General features: G+C 60.4%; 26 protein-coding genes and 1 tRNA gene. 12 read left to right on the forward strand and 15 right to left on the reverse strand.

Annotated elements, in window-relative coordinates; translation table 11 throughout:
• Positions 1-4: 4 nt before the first annotated feature.
• The 4 genes from ACEN2R_RS07005 to ACEN2R_RS07020 are packed head-to-tail and all read left to right on the forward strand — an operon-like array spanning position 5 to position 3,063.
• Positions 5-1,057 carry an aldo/keto reductase gene (locus ACEN2R_RS07005; RefSeq protein ID WP_442040616.1) on the forward strand — a complete coding sequence of 351 codons (1,053 nt, stop codon included), beginning with the start codon at positions 5-7 and terminating at the stop codon, positions 1,055-1,057.
• Complete coding sequence (locus ACEN2R_RS07010) at positions 1,047-1,478, forward strand: RbsD/FucU family protein (RefSeq protein WP_442040618.1); 432 nt, start codon at positions 1,047-1,049, stop codon at positions 1,476-1,478. The genes ACEN2R_RS07005 and ACEN2R_RS07010 overlap by 11 nt, the downstream gene beginning before the upstream one ends.
• Entirely contained in the window at positions 1,475-2,320 is an 846-nt protein-coding gene (locus ACEN2R_RS07015) for an amidohydrolase family protein (protein ID WP_442040620.1), read from the forward strand. Before ACEN2R_RS07010 ends, ACEN2R_RS07015 begins: the two co-directional genes overlap by 4 nt.
• Positions 2,317-3,063: an SDR family NAD(P)-dependent oxidoreductase gene (locus ACEN2R_RS07020; RefSeq protein ID WP_442040622.1), complete on the forward strand. Its 747-nt coding sequence runs from the start codon at positions 2,317-2,319 to the stop codon at positions 3,061-3,063. Before ACEN2R_RS07015 ends, ACEN2R_RS07020 begins: the two co-directional genes overlap by 4 nt.
• 64 nt (positions 3,064-3,127) lie before the next feature.
• On the opposite strand, the gene ACEN2R_RS07025 is transcribed toward ACEN2R_RS07020, so the two are convergent.
• A tRNA-Met gene (locus tag ACEN2R_RS07025) sits at positions 3,128-3,204 on the reverse strand.
• 151 nt (positions 3,205-3,355) lie between these two features.
• On the opposite strand from ACEN2R_RS07025, the gene ACEN2R_RS07030 reads away from it, so the two are divergent.
• Both ACEN2R_RS07030 and ACEN2R_RS07035 read left to right on the forward strand, forming a co-directional pair.
• A complete protein-coding gene (locus ACEN2R_RS07030; RefSeq protein WP_442040624.1) occupies positions 3,356-3,511 on the forward strand; it encodes a hypothetical protein in 156 nt (51 codons plus the stop codon).
• Positions 3,512-3,658: 147 nt separating this feature from the next.
• On the forward strand, positions 3,659-5,665 hold the full coding sequence (locus ACEN2R_RS07035) for a bifunctional DedA family/phosphatase PAP2 family protein (RefSeq protein WP_442040626.1): 2,007 nt from the start codon (positions 3,659-3,661) through the stop codon (positions 5,663-5,665).
• Here ACEN2R_RS07035 and hemC read toward each other — a convergent pair.
• A complete protein-coding gene (hemC, locus tag ACEN2R_RS07040) occupies positions 5,662-6,609 on the reverse strand; it encodes a hydroxymethylbilane synthase (RefSeq protein WP_442040628.1) in 948 nt (315 codons plus the stop codon). The two genes, ACEN2R_RS07035 and hemC, sit on opposite strands and share 4 nt — an antisense overlap.
• A gap of 104 nt (positions 6,610-6,713) precedes the next feature.
• Between hemC and hemE the strand changes: the two genes are divergently transcribed.
• Positions 6,714-7,745 (forward strand): uroporphyrinogen decarboxylase, encoded by a 1,032-nt coding sequence (hemE, locus tag ACEN2R_RS07045; RefSeq protein ID WP_442040630.1) that lies wholly within the window; start codon positions 6,714-6,716, stop codon positions 7,743-7,745.
• A 67-nt stretch (positions 7,746-7,812) separates the two neighbouring features.
• On the opposite strand, the gene hemF is transcribed toward hemE, so the two are convergent.
• Positions 7,813-8,706, reverse strand: a complete 894-nt coding sequence (gene hemF / locus ACEN2R_RS07050) for an oxygen-dependent coproporphyrinogen oxidase (RefSeq protein ID WP_442040632.1) — start codon at positions 8,704-8,706, stop codon at positions 7,813-7,815.
• Positions 8,707-8,835: 129 nt separating this feature from the next.
• On the opposite strand from hemF, the gene ACEN2R_RS07055 reads away from it, so the two are divergent.
• Positions 8,836-9,207 (forward strand): hypothetical protein, encoded by a 372-nt coding sequence (locus tag ACEN2R_RS07055; protein ID WP_442040634.1) that lies wholly within the window; start codon positions 8,836-8,838, stop codon positions 9,205-9,207.
• Here ACEN2R_RS07055 and ACEN2R_RS07060 read toward each other — a convergent pair.
• Genes ACEN2R_RS07060 through clpS form a run of 3 tightly spaced genes read right to left on the reverse strand, consistent with a single transcriptional unit; the run spans position 9,204 to position 11,407 of the window.
• Positions 9,204-10,013: an SDR family NAD(P)-dependent oxidoreductase gene (locus ACEN2R_RS07060; protein ID WP_442040636.1), complete on the reverse strand. Its 810-nt coding sequence runs from the start codon at positions 10,011-10,013 to the stop codon at positions 9,204-9,206. The two genes, ACEN2R_RS07055 and ACEN2R_RS07060, sit on opposite strands and share 4 nt — an antisense overlap.
• A 40-nt stretch (positions 10,014-10,053) precedes the next feature.
• Complete coding sequence (locus ACEN2R_RS07065) at positions 10,054-11,061, reverse strand: class I SAM-dependent methyltransferase (RefSeq protein ID WP_442040638.1); 1,008 nt, start codon at positions 11,059-11,061, stop codon at positions 10,054-10,056.
• A gap of 22 nt (positions 11,062-11,083) precedes the next feature.
• Complete coding sequence (gene clpS / locus ACEN2R_RS07070; protein ID WP_442040855.1) at positions 11,084-11,407, reverse strand: ATP-dependent Clp protease adapter ClpS; 324 nt, start codon at positions 11,405-11,407, stop codon at positions 11,084-11,086.
• Between the two features lie 131 nt (positions 11,408-11,538).
• Between clpS and ACEN2R_RS07075 the strand changes: the two genes are divergently transcribed.
• The 3 genes from ACEN2R_RS07075 to ACEN2R_RS07085 all read left to right on the forward strand — a co-directional run bounded on the left by ACEN2R_RS07075 (position 11,539) and on the right by ACEN2R_RS07085 (position 14,749).
• Positions 11,539-12,237, forward strand: coding sequence for an HAD family hydrolase (locus ACEN2R_RS07075; RefSeq protein ID WP_442040640.1), 699 nt, complete (start codon positions 11,539-11,541; stop codon positions 12,235-12,237).
• A 249-nt stretch (positions 12,238-12,486) separates the two neighbouring features.
• Positions 12,487-14,001 (forward strand): D-alanyl-D-alanine carboxypeptidase family protein, encoded by a 1,515-nt coding sequence (locus tag ACEN2R_RS07080; RefSeq protein ID WP_442040857.1) that lies wholly within the window; start codon positions 12,487-12,489, stop codon positions 13,999-14,001.
• Positions 14,002-14,059: 58 nt separating this feature from the next.
• The gene (locus ACEN2R_RS07085) at positions 14,060-14,749 is read left to right on the forward strand and encodes a fumarylacetoacetate hydrolase family protein (RefSeq protein WP_442040641.1); all 690 of its coding nucleotides are present in this window, start codon (positions 14,060-14,062) and stop codon (positions 14,747-14,749) included.
• Here the strand turns inward: ACEN2R_RS07085 and ccoS are convergent.
• The 8 genes from ccoS to ccoN all read right to left on the reverse strand — a co-directional run bounded on the left by ccoS (position 14,746) and on the right by ccoN (position 22,624).
• Positions 14,746-14,904 carry a cbb3-type cytochrome oxidase assembly protein CcoS gene (gene ccoS / locus ACEN2R_RS07090; RefSeq protein WP_442040643.1) on the reverse strand — a complete coding sequence of 53 codons (159 nt, stop codon included), beginning with the start codon at positions 14,902-14,904 and terminating at the stop codon, positions 14,746-14,748. The genes ACEN2R_RS07085 and ccoS overlap by 4 nt on opposite strands.
• 4 nt (positions 14,905-14,908) lie before the next feature.
• Positions 14,909-17,074 (reverse strand): heavy metal translocating P-type ATPase, encoded by a 2,166-nt coding sequence (locus ACEN2R_RS07095; protein WP_442040645.1) that lies wholly within the window; start codon positions 17,072-17,074, stop codon positions 14,909-14,911.
• Between the two features lie 3 nt (positions 17,075-17,077).
• Positions 17,078-17,530: a FixH family protein gene (locus ACEN2R_RS07100; protein WP_442040647.1), complete on the reverse strand. Its 453-nt coding sequence runs from the start codon at positions 17,528-17,530 to the stop codon at positions 17,078-17,080.
• Positions 17,531-17,532: 2 nt separating this feature from the next.
• A complete protein-coding gene (gene ccoG, locus ACEN2R_RS07105) occupies positions 17,533-18,954 on the reverse strand; it encodes a cytochrome c oxidase accessory protein CcoG (RefSeq protein ID WP_442040859.1) in 1,422 nt (473 codons plus the stop codon).
• Between the two features lie 241 nt (positions 18,955-19,195).
• A complete protein-coding gene (ccoP, locus tag ACEN2R_RS07110; RefSeq protein WP_442040649.1) occupies positions 19,196-20,059 on the reverse strand; it encodes a cytochrome-c oxidase, cbb3-type subunit III in 864 nt (287 codons plus the stop codon).
• On the reverse strand, positions 20,056-20,283 hold the full coding sequence (locus ACEN2R_RS07115) for a cbb3-type cytochrome c oxidase subunit 3 (RefSeq protein WP_442040651.1): 228 nt from the start codon (positions 20,281-20,283) through the stop codon (positions 20,056-20,058). The genes ccoP and ACEN2R_RS07115 overlap by 4 nt, the downstream gene beginning before the upstream one ends.
• 9 nt (positions 20,284-20,292) lie before the next feature.
• A complete protein-coding gene (gene ccoO, locus ACEN2R_RS07120; protein WP_442040653.1) occupies positions 20,293-21,018 on the reverse strand; it encodes a cytochrome-c oxidase, cbb3-type subunit II in 726 nt (241 codons plus the stop codon).
• 13 nt (positions 21,019-21,031) lie between these two features.
• Entirely contained in the window at positions 21,032-22,624 is a 1,593-nt protein-coding gene (gene ccoN, locus ACEN2R_RS07125; RefSeq protein WP_442040655.1) for a cytochrome-c oxidase, cbb3-type subunit I, read from the reverse strand.
• A 193-nt stretch (positions 22,625-22,817) separates the two neighbouring features.
• Here ccoN and ACEN2R_RS07130 point away from each other — a divergent pair, with 193 nt between their 5' ends.
• Positions 22,818-23,657 (forward strand): universal stress protein, encoded by an 840-nt coding sequence (locus ACEN2R_RS07130; RefSeq protein WP_442040657.1) that lies wholly within the window; start codon positions 22,818-22,820, stop codon positions 23,655-23,657.
• 3 nt (positions 23,658-23,660) lie between these two features.
• On the opposite strand, the gene fnrL is transcribed toward ACEN2R_RS07130, so the two are convergent.
• Entirely contained in the window at positions 23,661-24,410 is a 750-nt protein-coding gene (gene fnrL / locus ACEN2R_RS07135) for a transcriptional regulator FnrL (RefSeq protein ID WP_442040659.1), read from the reverse strand.
• Between the last annotated feature and the right edge of the window lie 2 nt (positions 24,411-24,412).

The following is a 24,412-nucleotide window of genomic DNA, read 5'->3' on the forward strand; positions in this document are numbered from 1 at the left end:
CCGCATGAAAGTCACTGACACCGCAGTGTTGACCCCCAACACAAAGATCCCCGTGCCCCTGACGCGCATGGGATTTGGCGGCGCGACGCTCGGCAACCTCTACCGCAAAGTCACCGACGAGGCGGCACAAGAGGCCATTCAGGCCGCCTTTGACGCTGGCATTCGCTATTTCGATACGGCGCCTCAATACGGGCTTGGCCGCTCGGAGATGCGGATCGGCACCGGGATCGCGCGGATCGGGCGCGACACCATCTGCCTGTCGACCAAAGTGGGGCGGCTTTTGGTCGACTGCGAACCGCATCAGGTCACGCCAGAGTCATTTGTCGACGTGCCGCAAAAGCGGATCGTGTTCGACTATACCTACGACGGCGTCATGCGCAGCTACGACGCCAGCAAAACGCGCCTTGGGGTTCGCAATGCCGATATTTTGCTGGTGCACGATGTCTGTGCCTTTTCGCAAGGATCGCAAGCGGCCAGTGATGCGAAACTGCGCGAACTGTTCGACGGCGGCGGCTACCGCGCCCTGATAGAGCTGCGCGACGCCGGAGAGATCGCCGCCATCGGTGCCGGCGTCAACGAATGGCAGGTCTGCGAAAGGCTGCTGGGTCTTGCAGATTTTGACGGCTTCCTTCTTGCCGGTCGCTACACCCTGCTGGAACAGGACGCGCTGGAGACCTTTCTGCCGCTATGCGAGGCGCGCGGCGTGGGGATTCTGCTGGGTGGCCCTTATAATTCCGGCATCCTTGCGACGGGCGCGATCGAAGGCGCGCGCTATAATTACGCCCCTGCCCCTGACACCGTGCTGGACCGGGTGCGCAGGATCGAAACAGTCTGCGCGGCACATGACACCCCGCTGATCGCTGCCGCGCTGCAATTCGTCATGGGACATCCAGCGGTGAAATGCGTGGTGCCGGGCGCAATGTCTGCGGCAGAGATGAAGGCCAACGTTGCACTTTTCGAAACACCGATCCCGGCCGCGTTATGGTCCGATCTGCGGGCAGAGGGGCTGATCCGGCCCGATGCCCCATTGCCAAAGGACGCCCCCGATGCTGCGTAACGTGCCTGCCATCCTGTCGCCCGACCTGCTGCATGCGCTGCGGGCAATGGGCCACGGTGACGACATCGTCATCGCCGATGCCAACTTTCCGGCGGAAAGTGCGGGCCCGAAATGCATCCGGCTGGACGGCGTGTCGGCAAGTGACGCCCTGCGCGCGATCCTGACCGTGATGCCGCTGGACAGCTTTGTGCCCGACCCCGCGCTGACAATGCAGGTGGTGGGCAATCCTGACGCCGTGCCCGACGTTGTGGCTGATTTTCAGAGGATCATAAACGAGGCGGCAGACACGCCTGCCCCTCTCGGCCAGCTGGAACGGTTTGCCTTCTACGACCGCGCCCGCACGGCCTTTGCTGTCGTCCAAACCGGAGAGACGCGGCTTTACGGCAATATCATTCTGAAAAAGGGCGTTATTGGGTCATGAGGATTGACGCCCATCAACATTTCTGGAGAATCGACAGGGGCGACTACGGCTGGCTTACGCCAGCGCTTGGCGCGCTCTATCGGGATTTCGGGCCGGACGACCTGCAACCCTTGCTTGCCGCCCACGGCATCGAGGGAACCATTCTGGTGCAGGCGGCACCGACCAGTGCGGAAACCGGATACCTTCTGCGCCTTGCCGAAACGCATGGGTTCATAAAGGGTGTTGTGGGCTGGGTCGATTTTGAAAGCTCTGACGCCCCCGCAGACATTGCACGTCTGGCCAGAAACCCCGCATTGGTCGGCCTGCGCCCGATGATCCAGGACATTCCCGACCCCGACTGGATGCTGCGCCCCAACCTGACCCCCGCTTTCGAGGCGATGATCGCGCATGACCTGACGTTCGATGCCCTGACCCTGCCCCGGCACCTGCCCCCGCTGCGGCGTCTGTTGGCGCGACACCCGGACCTGCGGGCGGTCATCGACCATGCCTCGAAACCGCGCATCGGCAAAGGTGTGGCGCGGGACTGGGCCGACAACATCGCCGCCCTCGCACGGGATACGCAGGCCTATTGCAAGATGTCTGGCCTGGTGACAGAGGCCCCGGCCCCCTGGGCAGTCGAAGGTTTGCGCCCCTTCGTCGATCATCTTTATGCAACCTTCGGCGCGGCGCGTCTGGTCTGGGGCAGCGACTGGCCCGTTTGCACCCTTGCGGCGCCATACAGGGAATGGTGGGACGCCACACAGCACCTGTTGGGCAGGGCTGGTGGGGACGAAGACGCAGCGATTCTTGGCGGCAATGCAATGCGGGCGTACCGCCTTGAAGAAAAGGGAAGATCTTTATGATATTGGCAGGAAAAGTGGCAATCGTAACAGGCGCGACACGCGGCATCGGCAAGGCCATCGCGCTGACGCTGGCGCACAATGGTGCGGCGGTTCTGGCACATGGCACCAATGCGGACCTGCTGGACGGAGTGACCGCAGAGATCAGGGAAAACGGCGGTCGGGCCCTTGCGTTTGCGGGGGATGTCGTCGATCCCGAAACGGCAGCACATGCCGTGCGTTTGGCCAACGAAACCTTTGGCGGCGTCGATATTCTGGTCAACAACGCCGGAATAAACCTGCGCGCCTCGACGCTGGAAATGCGTCTGGAAGATTGGCAGCGGGTGATGGATGTGAACCTGAACGGAACCTTGCATTTTTGCCGCGCCGTTCTGCCCGATATGATCGCCCGCGGGGGCGGCCGCATTGTCAACGTCAGCTCGACCACAGCAAAGACCGCGCATCGCAATGCCGCCCCCGCCTATGGCGCATCCAAAGCGGCTGTGAACTATCTTACAATGCATCTGGCGACCGAAATGGCCGCACATAACATCATCGTCAACGCGATCTGTCCCGGCCCCGTCGAAACAGACATGAGCGCGCAATGGTCCGATGACTACCGTAAGGCGGTTGTCGGGCGCGTGCCCCTGAAACGGCTGGGCACCCCGCAGAATATCGCCGATGCGGTATTGTTTCTGGCATCAGAAATGTCCGGCTTCATCACGGGCGAGACCATCAACATCAACGGCGGCACCTACATGAACTAAGGTGCGCGGCGAAACGGGCCAAGGCCCAGGGCATATGTGTCGGATAATTTATAAAGGGGGGCTATGGTAGCGGAGGAGGGATTTGAACCCCCGACACGCGGATTATGATTCCGCTGCTCTAACCAACTGAGCTACTCCGCCATAAGCGTAGGTCCGATTAAGGGAGACAGCCCGAGGCGTCAAGGTCGAAATGAACACAATCGACGTCAAATATTCGCCAAGACATCCGACAGCCTTTTTTACGCCGCAGTTTTGCGGGACGCTGACCTTTGACGACAAAAGGACAGACACTATGAACTGGATCACCTCGATATCCTTCGATGACATCGCGCTTAGCGTTCTTGCCTGTTGCGGCCTTCGCAGTCTGATGATTCTGACCCTGCCTGACCACATCGCCGGCCCCGGCGGTCGGTTGATCGACACCGGTGAAGAAAACGAAAACGCCTGAGGCAATCACCCGTAATTCTTACAGGCGGGCCACACTTAGGCACTTCACCCCATAGCCAAGGCGGCTTTGCGCTCTTAGATAGAGGCGTGTTGGATTTGCCCCGACACAGCGCCTTTGCCGGAGACGAGTGCCCCTATGGGAGAATATTTGACCGCATTGACCGCGTTCCTTCAGGCGCATCCCGAATTGACGCTTTTGATGGTGTTTCTGGTGTCCTTTGGCGAAGCGCTTTTGTTGGTCGGGCTGTTCATGCCGTCAACGGTCGTTCTGGCCGGCGCGGGCACACTGATCGGCATGGGCCAGATCGCGTTCTTGCCGGTCTTTCTGTTGACCACCCTTGGCGCGGTTTTCGGCGATGCTTTTGCGTTCTGGCTGGGGTGTCACTACCGCGACAGGCTGCGTGGCATCCGGCCATTCAGTGGCTACCAGTCCTTGCTGGCCGTCGGTGAAGCTTTTTTCACCAAGCACGGCAAAAAAAGCATCTTCATCGTCCGGTTCATTCCCGGTGTAAAAGCGGTCGTTCCCAGTATCGCGGGTATGGTCGGAATGTCCGCCGTGCAATTTTCAATCATCAACATCGTGTCGGCCTTTGCCTGGGCGGCGGCGCATCTGTTGCCTGCCACCGCATTGGGGCGCGGCATCAAAGTCACGCAAAGCACAAACCCCCGACTGATGGTTCTTCTGTTCACTCTGGCTGTCCTGCTGTTCGTCGCCAGCTATATCACGCGCATCGCCTATGCGCTGTTACTGCCCCGCGCAGAGCGGTTGCGGTTTCGCACCGCCCTGCTTCTTTCGAAAAGCCGCTTGCCCGGCATGCGTCGCCTCGCGCGGCTGCTGACAAACGAGAGCGGCATGCTACTGCCCGTCTTTTATCTTATCCTCGCGCTTCTTACCTTCTGGGGTTTTGTGCTTTTGGCGGGGTATGTTCTGTTCGACCCTTCCATGCTGCGCTCTGACGAGGCGATCAGCGCCTTTATCCAGATGCTGCGGAACGACATGTTCACGCGGATCATGGTGATTGCCACAATGATGGGTGACATGGCGGTGTTGCTTCCGGCGGCGGTGTTGTTGATCGGCCTGTTCGTCGCGTATCGCCACTGGAACATAGCCGGATCACTGGCGCTTGCCTTTATCGGAACATCAATTTTCGTGCCACTGACCAAGTCGGTTCTACATCGCGCGCGACCCATGTCGCTGTATGACGGGGCCGATGGATTCAGCTTTCCAAGCGGGCATTCCACGTTTTCCGCCGTCATATTCGGATTGCTGGCGCTGTCCTTTGCGGCATCGGTTGCGCCGGTCTGGCGGCGCAAAATCTATCTGGCGGCGGCGATTGTCATTGTGACGATCGGGTTCTCGCGGGTCTACCTGATGGCGCATTGGCCCACCGATGTCGCCGCCGGATTTCTGTTTGGCGCGGGCCTGATCTTTATCGTTGCAGTCTTTTTGCACAATCGCCACCTCAGGGTTCCGACCTCGGCGTTCGCGGCGGTTCTGGCTGTGGTTTTCATCGGTATCTATCCGGTTCACGCCTATTTCGGTTACGCTGATCAGGCCGCGCAATACCGTGTCACACCGCAAGACACGGTGATGACACATGACGCATGGATCAAGGGCGGGTGGCAAAACCCGCCGGCAGCGCGGGTTCTGCTTGGCGGTGATCTGGGAGAGCCGATGCTGCTTCAGACAGATATACCCCTGCCGGACCTTATCGCGAGCTTTCAACAACACGATTGGCGGCAGACGCGCGCTAGCCGCATCGACGCGATGATTGCGGCGATCTTGCCGGCGGCCGGCGGTCTTGACAACAGGCCGCCCTTTCCCTTGACCAACATCGGGCAAAAACCGCTGGCAACGCTTGTCAAGATCGACCCCGACGGACAGGGCCGAACCGCGCTTCGGATCTGGAAGACCGACGTCTTGCTACAAAATGGATCGGGCACGCAGCGCTTGCTGCAAATCTCTGCCGCACGGGATCATCTGGACCCCGTTTTCAGGGACTATTCGTTGATCGAAGAGCTGGACATGACCATCATCCAGACCGACGCGGTCCGCGCCGAAATCCTTGCGGCCTTACCCGCAGATCTTGCCACGCGCATCGACCGCTTCGGGACAGCAGTGCTGGCCTCTGAATTCGCGCCAAAAGACCCCTAGCTTACCCAGCTAAAGAACCCCTCGGGGGCCTTGGCCCGAAGCCGCAGCGCAACCTCGCGCCCCATCGCGGCGCCGTCTTCGACGGTCGCCGTTTCGGCGTCGAACAGGCGCTGCGTCCCGTCGGGCCGCAAAATCTCGCCGCGCAGATGAACACGGCCACCGTCCAGAACCGCCAGTCCCGCAATCGGCGTCTCGCAGGATCCGTCCAGCGCCAGAAGGAATGCGCGTTCGCAGGCAAGGCGGTGGCCGGTGTCGGTGTCATGGATCGCGGCGAGCATTTCAGCCACGCGGCTGTCGTTCGCGCGCCGCTCGATCCCGATGGCCCCCTGCGCTACGGCGGGTAGCATCTCGTCCACTTCGATGGCGCTGTGCGGCACATCAGTCATGGCAAGCCGGTTCAGCCCCGCCTTGGCCAGAAACGTCGCTATTGCCACCCCGTCCGCCAGTTTCTTCAACCGCGTCTGGACGTTGCCGCGAAACTCGACAACCTGCAAATCGGGTCTGCGATTCAAAAGCTGTGCCCGCCGCCGCAGGCTGGAGGTGCCCACAACCGCGCCCTTGGCCAGATCGGCCAGCCTGGCCACGCCAAGGGACACAAACGCATCCCGCACATCCTCGCGCGGCAGATAGGTATCCAGCAGCAACCCCTCGGGCTGAAGCGTCGGCATGTCCTTCATCGAATGCACCGCGATGTCGATCTTGCCCGCCAACAGATCATCCTCGATCTCGCGGGTGAACAGGCCCTTGCCGCCAATCTCTTTCAACGGGCGGTCCAGAATGGCGTCGCCTGTGGTTTTGATCACCACGATCTCGAACGCCTCGTCGGGCAGGCCAAAGGCCGCGCCAAGCCGTCTGCGCGTCTCAAAGGCCTGCGCAAGCGCAAGCGGCGAACCACGGGTGCCTATTTTCAAGGGTGAAGCGGGGGATGGAAGTGTGCTAGCCATGCACAACTCTCTATATGCGTCACTTTGGTCTGACAACTGCGGTTGTCTTGACAAGATGCCGCTGACGGGGGACCACCTGCTTTCAGAAATAGATGAGGACCGACATGGCGCATACGAAAAAATTGCTGAGATCGCTGGCTGGCGAAACGCAGACCGTGCCGCCCGTCTGGATGATGCGGCAGGCGGGGCGCTATTTGCCCGAGTATCGCGCGACCCGCGCCAAGGCCGGTGATTTCCTGTCGCTGTGCTATAATCCCGAACTCGCGGCAGAGGTGACATTGCAACCGATCCGCCGCTACGCCTTTGACGCGGCGATCCTGTTTGCCGACATTCTGCTGGTGCCTCAGGCGCTTGGTGCCGATCTGTGGTTCGTCACCGGCGAAGGCCCGCGCCTGTCCACGATCACAAATGCCGAGGGTTTCGCCAAGCTGAAACGCGCCGATGACATCCACGACCATCTGGCCCCCGTCTATGAAACCGTCAAGATTCTGGCCCGCGAACTGCCGAAGGACATCGCGCTGATCGGCTTTGCCGGTGCGCCCTGGACCGTCGCGACCTATATGATCGCCGGTCAAGGCACCCCCGATCAGGCCCCCGCGCATAAATTGCGCATTGAAAACCCCGCCGTATTCGACGCGCTGATGGACCGGATCACGCAGGCCACAATCGCCTATCTTCTGATGCAGATCGAGGCGGGCGCGGAAGTTGTGAAAATTTTCGACAGTTGGGCCGGGTCGCTCAAGGGCGAGGCCTTCACGAAATACGCGCTTCAGCCGACCAAGGCAATCATCACGGCGCTAAAGGCAAAGTATCCCCATATTCCCGTCATCGCCTTCCCGCGCGAAGCAGGCGACGGTTATATCGGTTTTGCCAAGGCAACCGGCGCGGATTGCGTCGCGCTGGACAATTCCGTCAGCGCGGACTGGGCCGCTGCAAATGTGCAGATCGACGGTTGCGTGCAGGGCAATCTGGCGCCGCGCCACATGGTGACCGGCGGTCAGGATCTGATCGACGAGACTAAGCGCATCGTCAAAGCCTTTTCCGGTGGCCCGCATATCTTCAACCTTGGCCACGGAATTACCCCCGATGCCAACCCCGACAATGTGCAGGTGATGCTGGACGCGATCCGGGGCTAGACCCCGATCAATCCGAAATCAGGGCGCGTGGCCAATCCGGCCCGCGCCCTTTTTTTCTGGCCTCGGGTCAGTACCATTTCGCCTCGGGCGGCAGACTCATCAACACGGCATTGGCATCATGGCCGGTTTCAAGGCCAAATTTGGTGCCGCGGTCATAGACAAGGTTGTATTCGGCATAAAGCCCGCGATGGATCAGTTGCGCCTCTTTGTCGGCCTCTGTCCACGGCTCGTTCCGGTGCTGTTTCGTCACGCCCACAAATGCGGGCAGAAACGCGCGGCCCACATCCTGCGTAAAGGCAAAGTCCGCCTCCCAGTCGCCGGTATTGTGGTCGTCGAAAAAGATGCCGCCCACGCCCCGCGCCCGTTTGCGGTGGGGAATATAGAAATATTCATCCGCCCAGTCCTTGTAACGCGGGTAATATCCGGCGTCGTGCTTGTCGCAGTAGTCCTTCAGCACCGCGTGAAAGAACGCCGTATCCTCGGCCCGCTCGATGCAGGGGTTCAGGTCTGACCCGCCGCCAAACCACCACGCATGGGGCGTCCAGAACATACGCGTATTCATGTGAACCGCAGGCGTCATAGGATTGCGCATATGCGCCACAAGGGACACGCCCGACGCCCAGAACCGCGGATCATCGGCCATTCCGGCGATGTCCTTGCGCGCTGCCATCGCCTTTTGCGCACGCGGCTCCAGCACGCCATAAACCGCCGACACGTTCACCCCGACCTTCTCGAACAGACGGCCACCGCGCATCACGCTCATCAGTCCGCCACCGGCATCCGACCCGTCCGCTGCGGCACGCTTTGTTTCTGTCAGCTCGAACCGGCCTGCGGGCAAATGTGCAAAGGGGCCGCTGTCCTGTTCGTCTTCCAGCGTCTCGAAGGCGGCGCAGATGTCATCGCGCAACTGGCGGAACCAGCTCGCGGCGCGGGCCTTTTCAAGGTCGAATTCTGTCGTCATCGTCGGTTTCCTTTTTCACTGCGCGAAATCTATCAGTTTTGGCCAAGCGGTGTCACCCGCCCTTGTCAGAATTGCGCAATGTCGGGAAACCGAATATGCTGGGCGCTCTGCCCAACATAAGAGTTCGCCATGCGCCACCTTGCCCTTTTGCTGATCCTGCCGCTTGCGGCCTGCGCCACCCCGCGCGACCAGTGCATCGGATCCTTGCCAAAGGATACCCGCGTGCTGGACACCCTGATCGCCGAAACCGCCGGGAACATCGCGCGGGGCTATGCGGTTGTCGAAACCCCGCAGTTCACCACGGGCCTGCGCACCTGTTTTGGCGATGCAGGTGTCACGCTGTGCACGGGCACCGAAACCACAATGAAACGCAAACCGGTTGCGATTGATCTGGCGGCGGAAAAGGCAAAGCTGGCGTCGATGCAGGCGGATCGCGCCGCAAAGCTGCAAGAGCTCAGCCTGCGCACCGCCCAATGCACGGCGCAAAACCCCGCGACCTAATGCGCGGCAGAGGCAACCGGATCAATCAGTGTGCGCCCGCCATCAACGGTCAGAACCTGCCCCGTGATAAACCCCGCCGCGTCCGAGGCCAGAAACTGCACCGCTTCAGTCAACTCGTTCGCGCCCGCGATCCGCGCCATCGGCGTGTGCCCGGTGATGTCGTCGCGAAATTCCGAATGGTCCTTTAGCGCGGTTTGCAGGCTTGCGCTCATCATGCTGCCAAAGGCAACCGCGTTTACCCTGATCCGCTCGGGGGCAAGGGCCACCGCCAATGATCGCGTCATCTGGTCCAAGGCTGCACAGCTGATCGAATAGGCCAACAGACAAGGGTTTGTCCGCCGTGCCCCGATTGAGGAAATATTGACGATGGATCCGATGATCCCGTCTTCGGTGCCGTCCTTTTCCGCCTGCATGATCATGCGGCGCGCAACGTATTGCGACAGGCGCAGGCTGGTCATCAGGTTTTGCTGCAACATGACCTCGACCGCATCATCCTCGGTATTTAACGGATCGCCGGTCAGGATCTGACGGCTGGCGTTGACCAGAATGTCCACCCGGTCGAAGGCGTCGATGGTCGCCGACAACAGGTTCGCAAGTGTCAGCTTCTGCCGCAGGTCACCGGCGAAATATCGGATATTGCTGTCGTCGCCCGACTGCTCGCCGACCTCTTCGGCCAAACGGTCTTCGTCGATATCCGCGAACATGACATTCGCGCCGTTCTGGGCAAAGTGCCGCGCGATGGCAAGTCCGATGCCGTTCGCTGCTCCGGTCACAATAACGGTCTTACCTGCGATAGAAAAAGACATGCACAGATTCCTTGATTTGATCCGGACCCGGTATCAGAATTTAGCGCGGCGCGCGAGCATGACGCAACGGATGCGTGGCGCGCAGCACCTTGAACGAGGCGTCTCCAGCGATTTCATCGACCGTGCGGAACATCTCGGCAAGGGTTTTCTCGTAGGGCAGATGGCGGTTCGCCACCAGCAACAGGTGCCCCGGCAAGGACAGCATTTCCGCCGCCGCGTTGATAAAGGCACGACCGATGTTGGGGTCTGCGGCCCGCGTCATGTGGAACGGGGGATTGGTCACAACCATATCCACCGGCTGGCGAGGAAGCTTGAAGCCGGTGCCGTCGGCCCAGTGAAACTGCGCACGTGGGTCGGTGATATTGGCGCGGGCACATTCCAGTGCGGCATGTTCTGCCTCGACCAGATGCAATTCCTTCACGCCGTCACGCTTCAGTATCTCTGACGACAGATAGCCCCATCCGGCCCCCAGATCGACCACGCGGTTCGGCAGCTTGTCGGGCAAGGCGGCGGCAAGGGCGGCAGACCCGCGATCAACGCCATCGGCGGAAAACACACCGGCAGCGGTCTGAAAGCCGCCCGCCACGATGTTCACCCCGTGCGCGCGCCACTCGACAAAGCCTGTCCCCGCGGGGAACCAGAACAGTTTGCCATGCGCCTTTGACAGTGCCGCAGAAACGGCTGCGTGTTTGCGGCAGTCCTTGAACACACTGTCGATGCCATCTGTTTTCTGACCGTCAACGATGACCAGACCGTCCACACCGACGCGATCTGCGGCCTCTGCGATCAGGGCGCGGGCCTCGGCCTTGGCGCGGGGCACGAACACAACCGCAACGGAATAGTCGCCCGTGGGCGCGACGCCGGTGTCATAGCCCTGCGCGACAAAGGCATCGTGATCGGGCTTGAACCCCTGGATCACATGCACACGGTCCTGCGGCAGACCGGACAGGTCTTCGTCGCTGCGCGGACGGAAAACTGCGATACGCCCGGCATCGGGCAGGATCAGCGCGCCGGTGTCCAGCGCCAAAGAAATTCGGGATATTTTCATAGGGGAAAGCCGGGCCTGCGCCCTATTCCTTTTCCATGGTGCATTGCAAAGGATGCTGGTGCCGCCGCGCAAAATCCATCACCTGCGCGACCTTGGTTTCCGCAATCTCGTAAGAGAATACGCCGACAACAGCCAGCCCTTTTTGATGCACGGTCAACATGATCTCGAAGGATTGGGCATGGCTGAGGCCAAAGAACCGCTCCAGCACGAGCACGACAAACTCCATCGGGGTGTAATCGTCATTCAACAGCATGACCTTGTACATCGGCGGGCGTGCTGTTTTCGGTTTGGTTTTCGTCGCGATGCCGACTTCGCCATCGCCCTGACCGTCTTTGTCAGACATCATGAAAGGCAGTGAGGTCAAATCGCGCACTCCAAAGGTTTTCGCTGCTCGTGTTCCGATCTGACTATATAAGGCCTGTAATCCCTGTGAAAAGGGGGGCACGGGGTTACAACGGTCTGCAAGGGGCAACTAAGATGGCTAAACTGACAACAATCGCCTTCGATGCGGATGATACGCTGTGGCAGAACGAACAGTTCTTCCGCATGACCCAGGACCGATTCGCGCGGCTTCTGGCGGATTATGCGGAACCGGACCACCTGCAAGAGCGGCTATTGGCGGCGGAGCGGCGCAATATCGGGCATTACGGGTTCGGCATCAAAGGCTTTGTGCTGTCGATGATCGAAACCGCGATAGAGATCACCGAAGACCGCGTGCCAGCCGCAATTATCCGCGAGCTGATGGAGGCGGGGCGCGACATGCTGGAGCATCCGATCCACCTGTTGCCCGATGTCCGCGAAACGGTGCAGTCGCTTGCGGGCGACTTCCGGCTGCTGGTGATCACCAAGGGCGATCTGCTGGATCAGGAACGCAAAGTCGCGCAATCGGGTCTGGGCGATCTGTTCGACGGGGTCGAAATTGTCAGCGACAAGACGCCCGCGATCTATACCGAGATATTCGCCCGCCACGGCACCGGTGCGTCAGAGGGCATGATGATCGGAAATTCGCTGAAGTCCGACATCATTCCCGCCATCACCGCCGGAAGCTGGGGCATATTCGTGCCCCATGCGATGACATGGGAACTGGAACATGCGCTGGCACCGACAGACCATCCCCGATTTAAAGAACTGCAAAACCTTGGCGGGCTAAAGCCCTTGTTGACGACAATTCTTTAGGCCCCACCACCTTCAACTGAATATCTAGATACAAAAGAGCACCTACCCCCTACATATGGACTATCCACCTGAACTCATTCCGGAAAGTCTATGAATTTAAGGTGTTTTCTCATTTCACCTGCTGTGTTACCCTCGGGACAAAGCAGTAATAAGTTGACCGAAACATCGGCAACACGAGGCAGTATAAGGGCAAGCGACGTGAAACATCGTCTGGGGCAGTGTGTCCATACAATTCTATTCCTGGCCATTATGGCGTGCGTATGGGTTTTGACACCGATCGCCGCCCTGTCCGCACCCTATGCAGCCTATGTCATTGATGCCCGTTCGGGCGAGGTGCTATACGAACGCAACGCCAAAACCCGGCTGCATCCCGCCTCTCTGACCAAAATGATGACGCTTTACATCACCTTCGAGGCGATCAAGCGCGGCGAGATCTCTTTGGACACGGTTGTTACCGTTTCCAAGAACGCCGCAGCGCAGCCGCCGTCAAAACTGGGACTGAAAGCCGGTCAAAAAATCAAACTGCGGTATCTGATCCGCGCAGCCGCCGTGAAATCCGCCAATGATGCGGCCTCGGCCATCGGTGACTTTCTGGAAGGGTCGGAACCAGCATTTGCCAACCGGATGAACCGCACGGCCAAGGCCCTTGGCATGACGCAGACGGCATTCAAGAACGCCAACGGCCTGACGCGCGACGGGCATCTGTCAACGGCCCGGGATATGACGCTGCTTGGGCGGCACCTGTTTTACGATCACCCCGATTACTACAACCTGTTCTCGCGCCGCACGGCGGATGCCGGAATGGCGCAGGTCAACAACACCAACCGCCGTTTTCTGGACGCCTACAAAGGCGCCGACGGGATCAAGACCGGCTATACCAACGCGGCGGGATTCAATCTTGTCGCCTCTGCGGAACGCGGCAACGAGCGGATTATCGCGACGATCTTCGGGGAACGGTCCACCGCGATGCGCAACGCGAAAATGGCAGAACTGCTGGATCTCGGGTTCCGGAAGGCCCCGAATAATGCGGCAACGCGAAAGCCCAATCCGCCAACCTATGACGCCACAGACGAGGGCGAGCTGATTGCCTCCTCGACCGCTGGCGGCATTCCAGAGCGCGCCGGAAAGACCATTCGCTTGAGCGGTGTGGTCCAGAAAAGCCTGCGCCCGCTTGCCCGCCCGCGCAAAGAGACACCAGAACCGCCGACAGAATTGTTGCTGGCGATGAAGGACGACATCAAGGACGCGCTGGCCGAGGCACAACAGAGTGTCGTCGTCGAGGCCGCCCCGGCACCGGAGCAGAAACCGGAGCCGCCCGTCGTTGTGGCCGAGGCAACGCCCGCCGAAGCCGTGTCTCCGATTCTTGTTCCCAAGGCCAGGCCAGACACCCCAAAGATGCAGCCTGACTCGATCATCCTGACATCCGCATCGACCACCGCGACCGCAACGCCCAAAATCCGCATGATCAATCTGGTGCCCGTCCCCGAAGAAAAGTTAGAGGTCGTCACACGCCTTTCGACATCCGGGGGGCGGCATTGGGCGATCTCTGTCGGGCGCTACAATTCCAGTTACGAGGCCGAGAAGGTGCTGTTGAAAACGGCGCTGAAGGAACTTGAAACGCTGGATGGCACGCTGCGCAAAGTGGTCAACACAAACCGCGGATACGATGCGCGGTTTCTTGGCATGACCGAAGACGGTGCCAATATGGCCTGCCGCCGCCTGATGGCCCGGAATGTCGAGTGTTCCCCGATCGGCCCGTCTTGATCTGACCCCTTGCCGCGCCTGATGAACACAGGCACAACCTTGGCAAAGGGAGATTCCGATGACCACATTCGCACTGCCTGCCATAGTCCAACCCAGCGTTGCCATTCAGGGCAGCGATGCCCGTTTCCCCGTGCGCCGCATCTTTTGCGTCGGTCGCAATTACGCCGACCATGCACGCGAAATGGGCAATGACCCGGACAAGGAACCGCCGTTCTTTTTCACCAAACCGGCAGACGCGGTGGTCGACCACGGTGCGACAATCCCGTTTCCGCCCGAAACAGGCAACCTGCACCACGAGGCCGAACTGGTCGTGGCGATCGGCACGGGCGGCGCGGATATCGCCAAGGAAAACGCGCGGGATCACATCTGGGGCTATGCCCCCGGAAACGACCTGACCCGCCGCGACCTGCAAAACGATGCCAAGGCAACGCGGCGTCCCTGGGACATGTCGAAAGGGTTCGATAACTCCGCCGTCTGCGGTGCGATTTGCCCGGTGTCGGCGGTCGGGCACCCTGCGCACGCCCGCCTGACCGCCTCTGTGGACGGCGCGATCCGGCAGGACGGCGACATTGCCGATATGATCTGGCCCGTCGATGACATCATCGCCTATCTTTCGCGTTTTGTGCGGCTGGAGGCGGGCGATCTGGTCTTTACCGGAACGCCTGCGGGCGTTGGTGCGATCATGCGCGGTCAGACCTGCACCGTCGCGATCGAGGGACTGGGCGAGGCCACCGTCACCCTTGCCTAAGTCCGCGGGTGGTCGTCGTAATCCGGATTGAGAAAGCGCTGACCATCCCCTTCGGGGTCTTCATATTGTTTGGACTTCAGCGCCCAGAAAAAAGCGACAAGCCCAAGCCCCCCAAGGAACAGGGAAATCGGGATCAGGAAGGTCAGTATTTCCATAATATCACCGTAATCTAAGGGCGTTCAGGGACACCATAATAGATGACCCCGACATCGCCAAGGCCGCGGCCAGTGGCGTCGCAAAGCCGGACAGGGCAATCGGCACCGCGATCAGGTTATAAATCACGGCGACGCCAAAGTTTTCCTTGATCCGGCGGGTCGCCTTTTGCGCGGTCAAAACCGCGTCCGGCAGCACCGACAGGTCATTGCCCAGCAACACGATGTCCGACGCGACCCGTGCCGCGTCCAATGCCTGTGCCGGCGAAATCGAAACATGCGCCCCCGCAAGCGCCGCCGTATCGTTCAGGCCATCGCCCACCATCAGAACCCGCGCCCCGGCGGCGGTCATCGCCGCGATGCGGGCGGCCTTGTCGGCAGGCAATGCGCCCGCCGTCCAATCCTTAATTCCCAAACGCTGTGCCATGTCGGCCACCGGCCCTGCTGTATCGCCGGAAATCAGATGCACCGTCTTACCCTGTGCCATCAGGCCCGAAACGGCCTCTGCTGCACCCTCCCGCAGGTGGTCACTGAAGGTGAACTCTACCGGCGGTTCCTGACCCGTTTTCAGAAAGGCGGCGGTCGTCGGTCCGGCCTTTGCCCCGACCCATTCCGCGCGGCCAAGGCGCACGGGCCGCCCGCGCCATGTTGCCGTAACGCCGTAGCCGGGCACCTCTGTCACGTCGGTCAGAGGTGCGGGTGTGATACCGGCGGACTTGCCCGCCAATGCCAGTGCTTTTGCCAAGGGATGCGACGATGCCTCTGCCAAGGCCATCGCGACCTCCAGATCCGCGCGGCGATGCGCGCCGGGGTTGGTCAACGCCGGTGTGCCCTGGGTCAGCGTTCCGGTCTTGTCGAACACAACATCGGTGATCTCTGCCAGACGCTCCAGCGCGGTGCCGTCCTTGATCAGCAGCCCTTTGCGGAACAGGTTGCCCGAGGCCGCCGTGGTCACCGCAGGAACCGCCAGCCCCAAGGCGCAGGGGCAGGTGATGATCAGCACGGCGACCGCGATGTTCAGCGCGAACCGCAAATCGCCCCCCGTTGCGACCATCCAGCCAAGGAACGCAGCCAGCGCCAGAAGATGCACACCCGGCGCATAGATCTGCGCGGCACGATCCGCCAACGAAGTATAGCGGTTGCGGGAACTTTCAGCGACCGCCACAAGATCTGCCATACGGTGCAGCGAGCTGTCCTCGCCCGCTGCGGTCACACGGACGGTCAACGGGCCGGTCAGATTGACCTCTCCGGCGCAGACAGCGGTGTCGGGACCGGCGAACACGGGCAATGTCTCGCCCGTTAGCAGGGACCGGTCCAATTCACTTTTACCGGCGGTCACAATACCGTCCACGGGCATCCGCCCGCCTGGCTTCACAAGCACCAGATCGCCAACGCAAAGCGCCGAAATGGCAACGACGGTTCCGTCGGGCCGCGTCGCACGCGGCACCTCAAGTGCGGCCAGTTCTTCGGCGGCAGACCGGGCAATGGCGCGCGTGCGGTGATCCAGATAGCGGCCCGCCAGCAAAAAGAATGTCAACGATAGCGCCGCGTCGAAATAGGCGTGGTCCCCCCGCATCACTGTCTCGTATAGCGACATGGCCGAGGCCAGAAGGATCGCCAGCGAAATCGGCACATCCATGTTCAAGCGCCGCGCGGCAAGGGCTGTCCAAGCATGGCGGAAAAACGGCTGGGCGGAAAACGCGATGGTCGGCAGGGCAATCATCGCAGACACCCAGTGGAACATGTCACGCGTGGCGTCCGCAGCCCCCGACCAGATCGCAACCGACAGCAACATGACGTTCATCATTGCAAAGCCTGCCACGGCAAGCCGCATCAGAAGATCACGCCCGGCGCGGTCATTCTGGGTCGCGGACAAGGTGCCCGCATCCAGTTCATACGCCTCAAATCCAAGCCCCGCCAACCGCGCCACCAGATCGGCGGCCTCGACCCCTGCATCCACCTCGACGCTGGCGCGGCGCAAGGTCAGATTCACGCGGGCTGACCGAACCTGCGGCACGGACAACAGCCCGCGCTCTACCCCGGATATACACCCGGCACAGTGGATCTTGGGCAGCGACAACAGAAGGCGAACCTCGCCCTTACCCGCACGCGCGGCAATGTCTTCGGCCAATGGGGCCGCGACACAGGCGGGGCAGGCAGAGACGGCGGCCATGGATCAACCTTTCAGGTGCAAAATGACGCGCTGCTGGAACAAGGTGCCATCGGGGGCCGTCGCCACAAGCCGCAGGTTCCAGTTGCCCGACGTCGCGGCAACCGGTGCGGTGAAGGCGCGGTCGCGGTAAACGAAATCGGGGAATTCATCATCCTTGACCTCTGTCGCACGGCCCAGAGTCGCAGTCATATCGGCAACCTCGACCCGCGCCCCGTCCTTGTCGACAAACGCCACCGTCAGCACGCCGCCGGTGACATCCGCCTCAACGGTCCAGCCCAAGGCCTCCTGCGCAGATTTGCGGACATTGAACTCCTGACTTGCGACATAGCTGTTCTTGACCTCTAGCCCCGGAAAGGTGTGAACCGCCTGATACGCCAGCGTCAGGTTCACACCGATAATCACCGCAAAGGCCGACGCGGTAAAGGCAAAGACCTTGCGGCCTGTAAAGGGTTTCATGGTCAATTCTCCTTGCCGTTAAAGACGGTATCGGTATAGGCACGGTCGCCGCTGACCGTATCCTCGACCCAGAACCGGAAGTTGGTGCGATCGCGGTGCGCCGCCTCTGACTCGGGCTTTGCGATAACATAGACGCGCTGTAGCTTTGTCTGGTTCGCGGGCACGGTAACGATATGTTCCAGCGTCCCCTCCAGTTCGATCCGCAAGATGTCTTCGGACACCAGAGACAGCCGGAATGGCCGGTCCTCGCCATGCTTGTTCAACAACCGCACATCATAGGTGTTGCGGATCGAGCCATCCGACATTGTCACATAGGTGGGGTTGCGGATCGGCGCCACGGTCATGTCAATATCGGCCTGGATGAACAGCGCATAGACAAGGCCCACCCCCACAAGCGACCAAAGCGCGGTATACATCAGGGTGCGCGGGCGCAGCACATGCTGCCAGATCGGGCGGGGCGAGCCACCTGCACGTTCCATCGGTTCGTCCGAAAGCGCCATGTAGTCGATCAGCCCACGTGGCTTTCCGATCCGCTCCATGACGTCGTCGCAGGCGTCGATGCACAAGGCGCAAGTGATGCATTCCATCTGTTGCCCGTCGCGGATGTCGATGCCCATAGGACAGACATTGACGCAGGCCATGCAGTCGATGCAGTCGCCCGCACCTTCGGTTCTGGCCTTGCCGCGCGGCTCTCCGCGCCAGTCGCGGTAGGCAACAGTCAGCGTATCCTCGTCCATCATCGCCGCCTGGATGCGCGGCCAGGGGCACATGTAGATACAGACCTGCTCTCGCATGAAGCCGCCGAACACAAAGGTCGTCGCGGTCAGGATTGCGATGGTCGTATAGGCGACAGGATGCGCGGTGAAGGTCGCCAGCTTGCCCAAAAGCGCGGGCGCGTCGGTAAAATAGAACACCCAGGCCCCGCCGGTCGCCACGGCGATCAACAGCCAGACCGTCCATTTCACCAACCGCAACCGGATCTTTCGCGCATCCCAATTGGCGTTATGCAAGCGCACCCGCGCGTTGCGGTCACCTTCGATCCAGCGTTCGACAAGGATGAATAGGTCGGTCCAGACCGTCTGCGGGCATGTATACCCGCACCAGACCCGGCCAAGGGCCGATGTGAACAGGAACAACCCCAAGCCTGCCATGATAAGAAGGCCCGCGACGAAATAGAATTCATGCGGCCAGATTTCGATCCAGAAGAAATAGAACCGCCGACCGGCAAGGTCGATCAACACCGCCTGATCTGGCAGTTGCGGCCCGCGGTCCCATCGTATCCACGGCGTCAGATAATAGACGCCCAGCGTCAAGGCCATGATCCACCATTTCAGGTTCCGGAACCGGCCCGAAACACGGCGCGGAAAAATCGGCTCGCGTGGGGCATAAAGGCTTGGGGGGGCGTCAGGTGAACTCACGGAAATACTCCGGCCAGGAAAGGGATTGCGTCCCGGCCTGTCTTGCAGGTCGGCACATCAGGCACTTTGACTTGGATCAAGCCTGATACATATTCCAAGGTATCACGCAAAACGTGATCGAGGGAAGGCAGGGTCGCAGCCCGCCTTCCCTCTGAAAAAGTGACACCGGCCCCCGAAGGAAACGCGCGAACATTGGTCGGGCGCCGGTGTCCTCTCAATCGGGAGATCGCTCTCCCGAAAGCTCTTGCTACTCGCCACCGCCCAGCTGGTGAACGTAGGTCGCCACGGCGCGGATGTCGGATTCCGACAGGCGGGTGTTCCAGGGCGGCATGACGCCAAAGCGGGCCTTGGCCACGGTTTCGGTCAGCGTTACCTCGTCCCCGCCATAAAGCCAGATCGCGTCGGTCAGGTTCGGCGCGCCCAGTTCGCGCATCCCCTTGCCATCATCGCCATGACAGGCGGCGCAGTTGTCTGCAAAGACCGTCGCCCCCGTCGCGGCACGTGCAGCATCTGCCTGCTGTCCCGATATCGCCAGAACATGGTTCACCACGGCTGTGATTTCTTCAGGCTCCAGGATGTCGGCAAAGGCTGGCATCTGGCTAAACCGGGCATCGGCGTCTTGCGTGTTGCGGATACCGTGGCTGACCGTGGCGTGGATCGCTTCGATATCGCCGCCCCACAGCCAGTCGTCGTCCAGCAGGTTGGGATAGCCTTTGGCCCCGGCCGCACCTGACCCGTGGCATTGCGAGCAGTTGGTGCGGAACACCGCCGCCCCGCCTGCGGTTGCATAGCGGTTCAGCTCTGGATCCTGCGCGATCGAGGTCAGCTCGACCGAGGCCAGCTTTGCATCGAGCGCCGCGTTGGCATCTTCAAAAAGCTGGATCTCCTGCGCGACCTCGGCACGGGTGGAATACCCCAGCAAACCGGCGGTTGCGCCTTTGACCAGCGGCCAGGCAGGATAGGCGATACTATAGCCGATCCCCCAGACGATGCAGGCGTAAAAGGTCCATAGCCACCAGCGCGGCAAAGGGTTGTTGAATTCCTCGATGCCATCCCAGCTGTGGCCGGTGGTGGACGGATCAACATGTTTCTTGACGGGTTTCTTGGTCATTTCCGCGCCTCCTTGAACGTTGCGTCGTTGCTGCATTGGCATGTGCCGCAGTCACCATCGCAGGCGGGTTTGTCATCATTGCGGAACGGGATGTTTGCCGTGTCGCTATAGGTCCGTGTGCTGCCGGGGCGAAAGGCCCAGACAATGACGCCCAAAAAGAATAACGTCATCGCCAAAAGCACCCAGCTGTCGGCAAATTCACGCAACAGGGAATAGGTTTCCATCTGCGGCTCCTATCGGCTTGCGTCGGGTGTGAAGGTCGAAAAATCGACCAGCGTGCCCAGCATTTGCAGGTAAGCAATCAGTGCATCCATTTCCGACACACCCGCCTGCCCGTCAAAATTCCGCACCTGCGCGTTCGGATAGCGTTCCAGAAACGCGTCAATGTCGCCATCGGGGTCGACCTGCACCGCAAAGTCGGCCGAGGCGTTCTCGATCATCTCGTCGGTATAGGGCACACCCACCATACGGTGCGTATTCAACAGGTCGGCGGTATAGGTCGCGTCGATCCGCTTGTCCGTCAGGAACCCGTATTTTGGCATGACCGATTCAGGCACAACCGATTGCGGGTCTGTCAGGTGATCCACATGCCATTCATCCGAATAGCGCCCCCCCACACGGGCCAGGTCGGGGCCAGTGCGTTTGGACCCCCACTGGAACGGATGGTCATACATGGATTCCGCCGCAAGGCTGTAGTGCCCGTAACGCTCGACCTCGTCGCGCATCGGGCGGATCATCTGGCTATGGCAGACATAGCAGCCCTCGCGCACGTAGATGTCGCGGCCTGTCAGTTCCAGCGGGCTGTAGGGGCGCATCCCGTCCACGTCTTCGATGGTGTTCTGAAGATAGAACAGAGGGGCGATTTCCACGATCCCGCCGATCGTGACAACCAAAAGGCTGAGCACCATCAACAGGGTCGCGTTTTTCTCGATGACGGAGTGTTTGTCCAAAAGTGCCATTTGTCCGGCCCCCTTATTCAGCCGGAGCCATGACAGTGGCCTTTTCAGGGGCCGACCGCACAGTCATCCAGAGGTTATAGCACATGATAATCGCACCGGTCAGGTACATGACCCCGCCCAGCCCGCGCACAACATACATCGGGTATTTGGCCGCAACCGTGTCCGCGAAAGAGTTCACAAGGAAGCCCTGCGCATCGACTTCGCGCCACATCAGGCCTTCCATGATTCCGCTGACCCACATCGACGACGCGTAAAGAACGATGCCGATGGTCGCCAACCAGAAATGCCAGCTGACAAGACTGAGGCTATACAGCCGCTCGCGGTTCCACAGCTTGGGCGTCAGGAAATACAGCGCGCCAAAGGTAATCATCCCATTCCAGCCAAGCGCACCGGAATGCACGTGACCGATGGTCCAGTCGGTATAATGCGACAGGCTGTTGACTGCGCGGATCGACATCATCGGACCCTCGAAGGTAGACATGCCGTAGAAACCGATCGAGACAACCATCATACGGATGATCGGATCGGTGCGCAGCTTGTCCCAGGCCCCCGACAAGGTCATCAGGCCGTTGATCATGCCGCCCCAGCTTGGCATCCACAGGATGATTGAAAAGACCATGCCCAATGTGCCCGCCCAGTCCGGCAAGGCCGTGTAGTGAAGGTGGTGCGGACCCGCCCAGATATAAAGAAAGATCAGCGCCCAGAAGTGGATGATCGACAGTTTATAGCTGAACACCGGGCGTTCGGCCTGCTTTGGCACGAAATAATACATCATCCCCAGAAAGCCTGCGGTCAGGAAGAAGCCCACCGCGTTGTGGCCATACCACCACTGGGTCATCGCGTCCTGCACACCCGAGAACAACTGCACCGACTTCGACCCGAAAAGCGAGACCGGCAGCGACAGGTTGTTGACGATATGCAACATGGCGACCGTCACAATGAAGGACAGGTAGAACCAGTTGGCCACATAAATGTGCTTTTCCTTACGGTTGAAGATCGTCCCCATGAACACCGCAAGATAGGCGACCCAGACGATGGTCAGCCAGATATCGACATACCATTCCGGCTCTGCATACTCTTTCGACTGCGTGGCCCCCAACAGGTATCCGGTTGCAGCCAGCACGATGAACAGGTTGTAGCCCCAGAACACGAACCATCCCAGGTTCCCGCCCCACAGCCGCGCGGCACTTGTCCGCTGCACCACATAGAACGATGTGCAGATCAGCGCGTTGCCCCCGAAGGCAAAGATCACCGCCGAAGTGTGAAGTGGGCGCAACCGGCCAAAATTGCCGATCCCCTGAAGGAACTCAAAATTCAGCGCCGGAAAGGCCAACTGGAAGGCGATCCAGGTTCCGACCAGAAACCCCGTCACCCCCCACAAAGAGGTTGCGATGACACCGGCACGGACAACGCCATCCATATAGCCTGTCTCTGGCAGCGGCTTTGGCTCATCTATGCGACGCACCGACCAAAGAAACATGCCGCCCGCGACGAGCATGATGATCACTGCGTGCACCTGATAGGCCAGATCGCGGGCGTAGTTCGCTGCGATTGCGGCAAGTATCGCAATAACGGCCAACGCCACGAGTTTAAGATAATCCCACATAATGTGTCCCTTCGTCTTTCCGCCACGTTCAAACGTTGGGCGGATTCTATCCGACTCCCGCTCTTATGGGGTGGTTCGGGCCAAAGCTCTTTGATCCATATCAAGTGAATGCATCGACCTTATTGACCTACGTCAAGGCTGGCAGTGCACGGGTTGGATAACGTGGCACCATACGATCAAAAGGAGTGGGGCAATGGCCTATAAATCGCTACTTACAGTCATTACGGACGCCGATACCGACAGCAAGGTTCTGATGAAAGCGGCTGCAATGGCGCGCACCGAAGATGCGCATCTGGATGTGCTGTGCCTTGGCGTGGACCGGACCCAGATGGGCTACTACTATGCCGGTGCGAACGCGCTGATCATTCAGGAAACGCTGGACCGGGCAGAGGAAGAGGCCGCAGGAATTGTCGCTGCCGTGACGGAAAAGCTGAAGAACGAGGGGGTTCGATTTGCGGCGGAAAAGGCCGTTGTGCAGATTGCGACGATGGCCCGCCTGGTTGCGGCAAGGGCGCGGTTCTCGGATGCAGTGATCTTGCGAAAGCCCTACGGCACGGGCCGCTCTATCGAGCACGAAGCGATTATCGAGGCGGCGTTGTTCGAGGGAAGCGCGGCTGTGATTATTGTGCCAGAGGCGGCGGACATCGTCGATCCGCCTAGCCGGATCGTCATCGGCTGGAACGAAAGCCCCGAGGCAATGTCAGCAGTCCGGGCCGCCTTGCCCCTGCTTAAAAACGCGGGCCTTGTCAGCATCACAATCATCGACCCGCCCCAGCATGGGCCGGATCGGTCCGATCCCGGCGGCGCATTGTCCACCATGCTAAGCCGACATGGCATCAAGGCCGAAGTCACCGTTCTGGCAAAAACGATGCCGCGGGTTTCCGACGTTCTGCTGCGCCATGTCACGGACGAGAATGCAGATTTGCTGGTGATGGGGGCCTACGGTCACTCGCGGTTCCGCGAGGCGATTATGGGCGGTGCCACACGCGACCTGCTGGAGCGCGCGACAGTTCCGGTGTTTTTGGCGCATTAGGGCCTAGCTAAGAATGCCGCCATCCGTATCGTCCCCGGTTTCGTCCAGAAGAAGATCGAAATCGGGGATGGTGATATGGCGGTTCGCCTCGATCACGATCACGCCGGATTTTTTCAGCGCGGACATCTGGCGACTTACCGTTTCAAGGGTCAGCCCCAGGTAGTCAGACATTGCCTCTCGGGTCAGGGGCAGGTCGAACTGCACCGCGTTCGCAGCCTTGCCCGACGTGGCAGAGGCGTAGCGCCGCGCGATGATCACCAACAAGCTGGCGATCTTTTCACGCGCGGTCTTGCGCCCCAGCAACAACATCCATTCGCGGGCCGCATCCAGTTCGTCCAGCGTCATTTCCAGCAAACGCTGCGCAATATGCGGGGTCGCCTGCATCATCTCTTCGAACGGCTTCTTGCGGAAACAGCACATCACAAGATCGGTGGTCGCCGTCACGTTATAGGCAGCCGTGTCACGACCGGGCCGCCCGACAAAATCCGACGGCAGCAAAAGGCCGACCATCTGGGTGCGGCCATCTTCCATGACCTGGGTCAGCGACGCGATGCCGGTGACGACAGAGGCGACAAAATCCATCCGGTCGCCCGACCAGATGACCGGCTGACCCGCCTGAAAGGTCCGGTAGTATTTGATTTCTTCCAGAAGCGCGAGCTCGTCGGATTCGCAACGTGCACAGACGGCCCGATGCCGGATAGGGCAATCGGCACATTCATGGGGCGCAGCCTTGGGGTGTGCGGTCGTTGTCATGA

The organism is Pseudogemmobacter sp. W21_MBD1_M6, assembly GCF_052119585.1.
GTDB lineage: Bacteria > Pseudomonadota > Alphaproteobacteria > Rhodobacterales > Rhodobacteraceae > JBGQOJ01.

Excerpts from the sequence above, each read along its gene's own strand:
- ACEN2R_RS07005 (WP_442040616.1), top strand. The coding sequence starts at position 5 with ATGAAAGTCACTGACACCGCAGTGTTGACCCCCAACACAAAGATCCCC.
- ACEN2R_RS07010 (WP_442040618.1), top strand. The coding sequence starts at position 1,047 with ATGCTGCGTAACGTGCCTGCCATCCTGTCGCCCGACCTGCTGCATGCG.
- ACEN2R_RS07015 (WP_442040620.1), top strand. The coding sequence starts at position 1,475 with ATGAGGATTGACGCCCATCAACATTTCTGGAGAATCGACAGGGGCGAC.
- ACEN2R_RS07020 (WP_442040622.1), top strand. The coding sequence starts at position 2,317 with ATGATATTGGCAGGAAAAGTGGCAATCGTAACAGGCGCGACACGCGGC.
- ACEN2R_RS07030 (WP_442040624.1), top strand. The coding sequence starts at position 3,356 with ATGAACTGGATCACCTCGATATCCTTCGATGACATCGCGCTTAGCGTT.
- hemC (WP_442040628.1), bottom strand. The coding sequence starts at position 6,609 with ATGGCTAGCACACTTCCATCCCCCGCTTCACCCTTGAAAATAGGCACC.
- hemE (WP_442040630.1), top strand. The coding sequence starts at position 6,714 with ATGGCGCATACGAAAAAATTGCTGAGATCGCTGGCTGGCGAAACGCAG.
- hemF (WP_442040632.1), bottom strand. The coding sequence starts at position 8,706 with ATGACGACAGAATTCGACCTTGAAAAGGCCCGCGCCGCGAGCTGGTTC.
- ACEN2R_RS07055 (WP_442040634.1), top strand. The coding sequence starts at position 8,836 with ATGCGCCACCTTGCCCTTTTGCTGATCCTGCCGCTTGCGGCCTGCGCC.
- ACEN2R_RS07060 (WP_442040636.1), bottom strand. The coding sequence starts at position 10,013 with ATGTCTTTTTCTATCGCAGGTAAGACCGTTATTGTGACCGGAGCAGCG.
- ACEN2R_RS07065 (WP_442040638.1), bottom strand. The coding sequence starts at position 11,061 with ATGAAAATATCCCGAATTTCTTTGGCGCTGGACACCGGCGCGCTGATC.
- clpS (WP_442040855.1), bottom strand. The coding sequence starts at position 11,407 with ATGATGTCTGACAAAGACGGTCAGGGCGATGGCGAAGTCGGCATCGCG.
- ACEN2R_RS07075 (WP_442040640.1), top strand. The coding sequence starts at position 11,539 with ATGGCTAAACTGACAACAATCGCCTTCGATGCGGATGATACGCTGTGG.
- ACEN2R_RS07080 (WP_442040857.1), top strand. The coding sequence starts at position 12,487 with ATGGCGTGCGTATGGGTTTTGACACCGATCGCCGCCCTGTCCGCACCC.
- ACEN2R_RS07085 (WP_442040641.1), top strand. The coding sequence starts at position 14,060 with ATGACCACATTCGCACTGCCTGCCATAGTCCAACCCAGCGTTGCCATT.
- ccoS (WP_442040643.1), bottom strand. The coding sequence starts at position 14,904 with ATGGAAATACTGACCTTCCTGATCCCGATTTCCCTGTTCCTTGGGGGG.
- ACEN2R_RS07095 (WP_442040645.1), bottom strand. The coding sequence starts at position 17,074 with ATGGCCGCCGTCTCTGCCTGCCCCGCCTGTGTCGCGGCCCCATTGGCC.
- ACEN2R_RS07100 (WP_442040647.1), bottom strand. The coding sequence starts at position 17,530 with ATGAAACCCTTTACAGGCCGCAAGGTCTTTGCCTTTACCGCGTCGGCC.
- ccoP (WP_442040649.1), bottom strand. The coding sequence starts at position 20,059 with ATGACCAAGAAACCCGTCAAGAAACATGTTGATCCGTCCACCACCGGC.
- ACEN2R_RS07115 (WP_442040651.1), bottom strand. The coding sequence starts at position 20,283 with ATGGAAACCTATTCCCTGTTGCGTGAATTTGCCGACAGCTGGGTGCTT.
- ccoO (WP_442040653.1), bottom strand. The coding sequence starts at position 21,018 with ATGGCACTTTTGGACAAACACTCCGTCATCGAGAAAAACGCGACCCTG.
- ccoN (WP_442040655.1), bottom strand. The coding sequence starts at position 22,624 with ATGTGGGATTATCTTAAACTCGTGGCGTTGGCCGTTATTGCGATACTT.
- ACEN2R_RS07130 (WP_442040657.1), top strand. The coding sequence starts at position 22,818 with ATGGCCTATAAATCGCTACTTACAGTCATTACGGACGCCGATACCGAC.
- fnrL (WP_442040659.1), bottom strand. The coding sequence starts at position 24,410 with ATGACAACGACCGCACACCCCAAGGCTGCGCCCCATGAATGTGCCGAT.